This window comes from Agrobacterium tumefaciens (genome assembly GCA_025559845.1).
Taxonomy (GTDB): Bacteria; Pseudomonadota; Alphaproteobacteria; order Rhizobiales; family Rhizobiaceae; genus Agrobacterium.
In genome coordinates this window covers 2384045-2391679 of sequence record CP048470.1, presented here as the reverse complement: position 1 = coordinate 2391679, position 7635 = coordinate 2384045, and the positions used below count along the sequence as shown (strand labels likewise).

Genomic DNA, 7635 nt, shown 5'->3' with positions numbered 1-7635 from the left:
CGAACATCAGTCCATAAAAACTAAAATGGACAACAGCTGCAGCAAGTCCCGACCAGCCTGAAGCACGCGCCGGCCGCCGGCCGCGATTGATCAGCGCCCAGATGACACGAATGACGACAAGCAGGATCGTCAGCAGGCCCACTGTTCCATGGCCCGGTCCGATCGATTTCACGCTCTTCACCCAGTCAGCCGGACCAAAAATACGCCACGTGAGGATAACGGCAAACTGCCAGATGAGCAGATAGGCCATCACCCAATGTAACAGACGGCTGATCATCCCATACCGATCCGGCGAATCCAACCACATGTTCTTTTCGTTTCTGTTCATGCGCTGCATGTAGCAATGAACTAAAACGCGGGCAAATCACGCAGCGCGCGCCTTTCCTGCTCTATGCCGTCCGACGGATCTCGAAGCGCTTGCGACATCCCCAATCTCCGCATCTGCCGGATGCTCCTCGTCGCGTATGATGGGTCGCAACCAACGGATACGGGACTGCGGCTCTATGACTGACCATTGCGGCTGGATCAGCTCCTTCAACATATTGCGGAGATAAGGCCAGGGATTTTCCTCTCGCTGTAGCGCCGGATCGTGCATCACCAGCATGCAGTGCAGTTTGGCTGCGACATCGTGAATGTAATAGGGCTGCAGTGTGATCAACACACGCCCTGCTATTCCCTCATAAAGCGCAATATCCTGTGCCTCTGCTACGGCTGCACTGAACCCGACATGTCCATCTGCCGCTTTCCATTCGCGTCTGCGTTTGCGTAACTCCGCTCTCGCCTCCGCGGCAGCCTCAGCCCCAATCCGCGGTGCAATCTCGCGGATTTCGTCAAAGGAATGGATGACAAAAAACAGCGAAGGGTCACCGTCTATGTCGATTGTCACAGAGGGACGGCCATCAGTTTCCTCCAGCAGTTTCGCCTCAAGGTCCCGGCACCTGCGCTCAGCAGCAAGCCGTTGCTGATGAAGGTCCCACCAACGCGGCCACAACTCCTTCGCATGCTTTGGACCGGCAATTGTTCGCGACGGAAGCTCATCCAGCAAAACCGGCAAAATGCGCGATACCAGTGGAAGCAGATTCCGACGGTTGATCACGCTCGGAAGGTTTTCGACAAAGCGGTCATTCGGAAATTCATTTGCGCACGAAAATTTAGGTAAAGTTCTGCTATTCTCAGAATCAGCCATGATCCAAGCTCCAGCTAGCTAGATTGTGGTCAGGCTGCCAAGGATGGTCGAAACATTCTTGGCAGTCGTTATCGATGAATTTCGTAACATTGATACGATAATGTAAGGCAAATTATGGGGCAAGAAGAATCGTCTCGGCGTAACGAATTGACCGTAATTCAATGCAGAATGGCGCGCGCCGCGCTTCGCTGGGGCACGAGAGATTTAGCACGCATTGCCAACGTTTCGCCCGATACAGTTGCGCGCTTTGAACGCGGCGAAACCCTTAAAGACGCAACTATTGTCGCGCTACAAAGAGCATTCGAAGCGGCAGGTGTAGAATTTATTCCGGAAAACGGGAGCGGACCCGGCGTGAGAATGGCAATGAAAACCTCTCCCTGAGCGCTATCGGCGCTGCGATGCTTGCACGCTAGAACCACTAACCACGAGGGCCTTGCCACCGGCCTTTAGGACGGAATCCAGCTCTCGGCTGCGAAGGCTATCATGATCGGTGGCTATCCGCTTATCGTCCAGTACAAGCTCCACCATGGCGAGCCGTAGTCGGACGACGACCTCGAAACCCTACTGACTAAGGGTAGCGGGATACTTTCGGTCGGCGGACCATTGCCTGAGATGATACCAGCTGACATAGATCGCGGCTTCCTGAAGTGGGCGGCCGCGTTGCCGTTCACGACGGTCTTGATTAAGCATAGCTTGATGGTCTATCCGCGGAATTCGCCAAACCAGCAATATCCATTTCCCCACATCCCTAGCCTGCCACTCCAATGCGGGCTCGCTTCTTACGATGATTTTGCAACTCCCCGATTCCAGCTGGTGGAAAATCACCGCAACAAGCGAGGTGAAAATGGCAGGAAATGAAGAATGTATACTTCGCCACCACGACCCTTCAAAATTAGGGCTGCGCAGAGCGAAAAAGAGGTAGAACCCACCGTTGGATGGTAACCCTACGGTGCATGTCTTCTTGACGCGATAGGGGGTCACTATCAGTCCTAGTGCAAACACTAGGGGTAGTCCTTTGACTAAGCAGATTGAAGTCATCACTTCGGTACAACGCCGTCGGCGTTGGTCGCGTGAGGAGAAGGAGCACCCCGTTGCTGCTTGCCTTGAACCGAGGGCGATTATCTCTGAGATTGCGCGTGATGCAGGGGGGGCATGGGAGGCAGCTCTTCCGTTGGCGTAAGGAACTGTGCCGGATCGAGGCGCCCTCAATGCAGATATCGAACACATTGGTGTCGGTAGTCGTGTCGGAGGCCGCGGCGGCATTGCCCTGGCCTTCAATCGGCATCACCGGTAACATCCCATCCTCATCAGAAGCGCAGTTATGTAACGCTCGAACTTCGACGGAGCCGTTGCGTCCACGTAGATAGCGACATCGGTAGCGAAGCGCTCCGCCATATTCTCAACTGCGCAATCGGGCTCAGATGAAACTGCTCCCTCTTGGCGTAAAGGTCTGGCTGGCCGCTGGCTATAAGGATACCCGATCCCAGCAGGGGTTAATTTCAGCCAAGTCACCTGTCTTAACGACGACGAGCAGGTCGAATTGCTGCCACCCTACAGATCCTCCTTAGATTGCAGTGGGAATGACCACCGAATAGGACGACCTTGAGTTTGCCGCCCTTCGTTTATCCGGCAGTTTTCCCTTCTGCGCGTCGCCGAATTCTTGGAAAATGAGCTGCATGTCCGGCTCAAACTCCACTCGCTCTCTCCAAGGAAAACCTGAGAGGCGTACGTTTAAAGTCGACGAAGACGCGAACGTTAATCACACGTATCGCTCCCCTCCTGAAACATCCATCCGAAACCCGGAGCAAGAGCATTGCGCCGAGACGGCTCAACAAAAAAACCTAAGGCCTCACCCAAGCGGGTGACGACCTCAGCCAAGTGTTCACCTACGGTTGGTCGGAATCGGCGCCGAGAGGGAGTGCGCAGGACTGGTGCAGTTCCCTGAAGATCTGTACGGACAAGGTAGAGACGAAAATATGATTGCCATTAGATGTTTTGCACGCGTTTGCCTTGTGCCGCCATCCTGCACGGTGTTTTACAGCCAAACGAAAACCTCTACACTGGAACCAGACTTGTTTGATCGTCCGGAAACCTCACAATCGGCACGTCTCCATGCCATAGCAAAAAAATTGGCAACTGGTGGCAGTCGTCAGCAACAACATCACGAAGACTGAGTCTTGGAACGCCGAATATAGTATGTAACGGCGAAATAGGATTGGAGAGCACAGCCGATCGGCAGTTGTCTTTCATAAGATTTGCTGACAATGAGGTCATGGGGATCGTACGATGACAACAAATAGAAAAACTGCCTGGTTGGGGTATCCACTGTACCCTCCAAGAAAATCGTCTCACTAATTTTCGATCCAGTCAAAATATTATTTGTAAAAATAGAAAAATACGCCCGAACACCCAAAATATTTTATTTGTGAATTACTTGTGAATAAGATTTTACCAATCGACACGACAGTTACCTGCCAGTTACAAAACTCCGACATGTCAGTCGCACTATCCCCCGCCACCGGACTGATACTGCGATAATCGGCGCGGTTCAGGCTCAACACGTTACTGCTTCAGTTGGCCCCGCGTGCGGTGGAAAATTGAAGAAGAGAAGTTATCCCGAACGAGATTTCGCTTTCCAACTCTCATAATGTGACATGGGTACCAACTTCGGGATTGATTGCGGCTTGAGAGAATACCGCTAGCCCGAAAACGCTCACATCAATACGGTTTGGAAGGGGCGTGAAAACACGCGTCTCATCAATTCTCTCGGCGACACGAGCTCTCTGAACGTTCCTACGATCAATTTGCATTTATGTACTTGACGGAGAGACAGCACAATTGGCTAAAGAGAAGGCTCCGGTTGCACACAGGGACCGTTGTAACGCGCTTGGTCACCAACATGGCAGAGATCTCCGTGTGTTGGACTTTTAGCCGACGCAACCAAAAGGCATGATCATGACGAGAAAGGCGCGAGCTCCAGATGCCGTTGACGCGGCCGTTGGCAAGAAGATTAGAGCCCGCCGCAAGTCGCTCGGCATGACGCTATCGGAACTAGCGGAGCAGGTCGGGATAACGTTTCAACAATTCCAGAAATACGAGACGGGTAAAAACCGCATCGGAGCGAGCAACCTTAGCAAGGTCGCTGACATTCTGAGATTGCCAATAAGCTATTTCTTCAGTGAACCCACCGTGGAAAATCCACCATTTGGTCAAACACGGTTTGAAACGTCTGAACTCCAGGCATTCCTGTCGACAAACGAAGGTTTGGAGCTCAACACCGCGATCGCCGGAATTCGGAACCCTAAATTGCGAAAACAAATCGTACGCATGGTGATTGAGATCGCCGAGAACTCGCCTTCGGCCCGCAGGAGGTCCCATTAGCACAGAGTTTGAATTGCTTTAGGCGAGCCGCTCGTTCTGACGTATAAAACTTGTCGCGAATTGCCCCCCAGCACAGCCTACGTGTTCCGATCTTCACCAATCCTTATGCCCATTTTCTGCAACCCTTTCGCTTGTCGGATTTGATCGACTGAAACGAGTTGTCAAAAAAGCACACCCCAAAACTTGATCGCAGGATGCAATTTTTAATCATTGACAAACTGTAGTACTAATTAGAGTAATGACAGCGTTTCAGGGGACGAGCACTGCCATTTTCAAGCTCAATTCACCTACTTTTGAAATCATAACTTTTCATCAAGATCGCCGCTTCAGTTTACTGGAGCGGTTTTTGATTCTGAAATATGCAACCACATTCTATGCCGAGTAACACCCGTCTAACGCCGGCCCAGGCTATATCTTCGCACCCCTTTTTCATTGTGTCTTCATCAATCAAGGAGCCACTCCCGGCTTTCCATGTTTGAAATGGAGAGGCAACGCGGAGCGTTCATATGGGGGTTGAGCTTTTCAAACTCTCGTGTCGTGATTGGGTCCCAAACAACCAGTCGTTCCCAGTCATGGCCTATCGGGTTGTCGGTCCCAGCATGGATTCTGACAGTTTCGGGGAATTGTTTGCCGCTAATGGCTGGGGTGGGACCTGGCGAAACGGGGTTTTCGGCTATCACCACTACAATGACGGCTAGTGGTATCCGCTCGTCGCGTTCGGCGCGGGTGCGATCTTCGGCGGAGAAATCGCAAGCCCACCACCGGCACCTTACAGAAGAGTGAGACAGGCGCACGTGAACTGGCGCTCTTCGCGCTACCGCAACTACCGTGCTTACGACAACACATATGCACCACAGGTTGGCGTCAGGCCATAATGCGTATCGCCGTATTGATATAGCCGACGCACAGGCTCCGCCTCAAATCTGTGTTGACCCCGCCTTAATGGCGGCGTCCGTATTGGCAGGTACCGCATCAGCCGGTCTGTAGAATTGCCTTCCCTTCTCAACCGCCTGTCTTAAACCCGAACAGTGATGCGATCCCCGCCTTACCGAAGAAAGACGCTTTCAAAGCTTAATTTCGAGGGAGCGTGAAGAATCTTGAACACCTTCCTCAATCGTAGCGAAAAGTATAATCACAGTCTCCAGATCCCTACCACAGAGACAAAAATAGTGTGATATTCTTGCTCTAGGAAAGTAGTTATTGACAATCAATCTATACTCAAACCTATAATTCGAAATTCTGAAAATTTTTAAACTCACCAGCCGTTATCGATAATTTCAACCACAAATACATTTGAAAGCTCGATTAGAAGACATAAAACAATGGAAATACAAAAATTTGTAAAGGTCAAAATAAACTCAACCACCGGCACTGACAGGCAAGCACTCAAAAAACATGCCCCGGCAGTGATCTGGTTCACCGGGCTCTCAGGCGCCGGAAAGTCAACAATCGCTACGAAACTTGAACGCATGCTAATCGACGCAGGCATGCACACCTACCTGCTCGATGGTGATGACCTACGCACAGGACTTAACCGTGACCTAGGTTTCAACGATATTGACAGATCCGAGAATATCCGTCGCGTCGCAGAAGTCGCTCGTCTTATGTCTGACGCCGGCCTGTTAGTACTTGTGGCACTCATCTCACCATTCGCAACGGATCGCGAGGCCGCGAGACGCATCATTGCGGAGAGCGAATTTGTCGAAGTATTCGTCGACACGCCACTTAGTGTCTGCAAAAGCAGAGACCCAAAGGGACTATACCGTAGAGCAATCGCAGGAGAGTTGAGCCAGTTCACGGGGATAACCTCGCCATACGAGCCACCCACATTCCCGGAAATTCGTCTAGATACAACTGCTATGAGCGCCACAGATTCAGCATTGACGGTGTTCGAGTATATCAACCTACGAAACCTGCTTGGCCAAGCATAAAAATCAACATTCACGTGCGCCGAAACGCCAAGCTCAAGCGGTCTTTTAGGTTCGACAGCGCGTTGGGACGCCGAAGATAGAAGAGAATTGTCAAAACAAAATTGATCGCGACACTCTTCAGGTGACGATAATTTACCGCCATTGAACGAGAAGTAGTTAGCATGCCGTCAGTAATGGGGCTGTAACCATATTCCCTCATCTCATCCCAACAAAGACTCTCGACGATTTCGATATCCTCCTGAGACAGTTCTTCACGCCAAGCTTCCAACCTCGAATTCTGAAAATCCTTGAAGATGTTCACATGAATGTCAGTATCGACGGAAGAAACAATATACTTTGATTTTGTATTTGCCGCTTGGCGTAAACTTAATGAAAAATGTCCGAAAAGCTCGCGGACGAATCCTTGGAATTTCTCATCGAGATTTTCATATTTTAATGTGAAATAGGTACCATTGTTTGCGTCATTGCGGAGCGTTCCAACATAGCGCCGCCACTCTTTACTCGCGTAGACCGCGCTTCCTCGCGCCATGTCGAAGCCCGCCTTTTCCGTAATTTGCGTCTTGAGCATCGAATTGACGACGGCACGCGGATCACGAACGATATGGATGTAAACGAGGCCCGGCAATGCCTGTGCAAGATGATCTCGAAAATAGATAAAAGAGTTCAATTTAAACACAATGAGTGCGGGGTCACGTCCTAGACGCTGACACGCGATGTCGGTCAGCAACGAAGCAATATCAGAAGAGGAATTTCTCTCAGAAATTTCTGCTAATACCTCGTTCGAGAGATCCAGAGCATCGACCCTGACATCGCTTGCGATCAGCTTGAAAAGATCATGGCCTTTTACGATCACACCCGCCTCGCGTAGTGTAAGCAACTTCAGCAGAAAACCCATTTCCGGAAGGACGCAAATGTCATCACTCTGTTCGCTCAGTTTTCGTGAAAGCAGTGTAGAACCTGATCTATTCACGTAGAGCATCAACGCAAATTTTGTCATCGACCGTATTTCCCGACGCGATATAATCCTTGGGCAATCAAAGTTACCCCGCCACCGTCCTCGTAATGATATCGGTCGCAAAAGTCCGGCAATCTTGCTCAGCTCGATGTTCGCTGTCCAACTTCAAGGAAGAAAGAATT

Annotated in this window: 6 protein-coding genes and 2 pseudogenes; 5 read left to right on the top strand and 3 right to left on the bottom strand. The window is 50.9% G+C overall.

The features are described 5' to 3' along the window. Positions 1 to 277: pseudogene (locus FY156_27255) on the bottom strand (cytochrome b). 87 nt (positions 278 to 364) lie between these two features. Next, positions 365 to 1096 carry a hypothetical protein gene (locus FY156_27250; protein ID UXS05122.1) on the bottom strand — a complete coding sequence of 244 codons (732 nt, stop codon included), beginning with the start codon at positions 1094 to 1096 and terminating at the stop codon, positions 365 to 367. Positions 1097 to 1354: 258 nt separating this feature from the next. On the opposite strand from FY156_27250, the gene FY156_27245 reads away from it, so the two are divergent. The 5 genes and pseudogenes from FY156_27245 to cysC all read left to right on the top strand — a co-directional run bounded on the left by FY156_27245 (position 1355) and on the right by cysC (position 6498). Beyond that, positions 1355 to 1567, top strand: coding sequence for a helix-turn-helix transcriptional regulator (locus FY156_27245; GenBank protein UXS05275.1), 213 nt, complete (start codon positions 1355 to 1357; stop codon positions 1565 to 1567). Between the two features lie 634 nt (positions 1568 to 2201). Further along, a complete protein-coding gene (locus tag FY156_27240; GenBank protein UXS05121.1) occupies positions 2202 to 2366 on the top strand; it encodes a transposase in 165 nt (54 codons plus the stop codon). Between the two features lie 1775 nt (positions 2367 to 4141). Then, the gene (locus FY156_27235; GenBank protein ID UXS05120.1) at positions 4142 to 4567 is read left to right on the top strand and encodes a helix-turn-helix transcriptional regulator; all 426 of its coding nucleotides are present in this window, start codon (positions 4142 to 4144) and stop codon (positions 4565 to 4567) included. A 506-nt stretch (positions 4568 to 5073) separates the two neighbouring features. Beyond that, a pseudogene (locus FY156_27230) lies at positions 5074 to 5442 on the top strand (hypothetical protein). 447 nt (positions 5443 to 5889) lie between these two features. Beyond that, positions 5890 to 6498 carry an adenylyl-sulfate kinase gene (cysC, locus tag FY156_27225; protein ID UXS05119.1) on the top strand — a complete coding sequence of 203 codons (609 nt, stop codon included), beginning with the start codon at positions 5890 to 5892 and terminating at the stop codon, positions 6496 to 6498. 10 nt (positions 6499 to 6508) lie between these two features. On the opposite strand, the gene FY156_27220 is transcribed toward cysC, so the two are convergent. Beyond that, the gene (locus tag FY156_27220; protein UXS05118.1) at positions 6509 to 7495 is read right to left on the bottom strand and encodes a sulfotransferase; all 987 of its coding nucleotides are present in this window, start codon (positions 7493 to 7495) and stop codon (positions 6509 to 6511) included. Between the last annotated feature and the right edge of the window lie 140 nt (positions 7496 to 7635).